At 63.4% G+C, this 273-nt stretch carries 1 protein-coding gene; it reads right to left on the bottom strand.

The window, feature by feature from the left end; all coding sequences use genetic code 11:
- Positions 1-28: 28 nt before the first annotated feature.
- Positions 29-273: LysR substrate-binding domain-containing protein (locus HX846_RS16725; RefSeq protein WP_256739827.1), on the bottom strand; the 245-nt coding region annotated here is incomplete at its 5' end.

Genomic DNA, 273 nt, shown 5'->3' with positions numbered 1-273 from the left:
CTCCCTCGCCACACGGTTTCTCGGCTGATCAGCCTTTCATGAAATCAATGAAGGCCCGCACTTTCAGGGGCAAATGCCGGGTATCCGGGTACAACGCGTACACCCCCTGCGGCGCAAATCGATACCCCGGCAGCAACCGCACCAAACGCCCCGCATCCAGGTCTTCCTGCACCAGCCACTGGGGCAGGATCGCCACGCCATGCCCGCGCAAGGCAAACGCCTGGAGAATGGCGGCACTGTCGGCAACCAGTGAAGCCTTGCCGGGGCCTGGAC

This window comes from Pseudomonas sp. K5002 (assembly GCF_013386655.1).
In the GTDB taxonomy this organism is placed as follows: domain Bacteria; phylum Pseudomonadota; class Gammaproteobacteria; order Pseudomonadales; family Pseudomonadaceae; genus Aquipseudomonas.
This window is presented reverse-complemented; position numbering and strand designations above follow the sequence as displayed.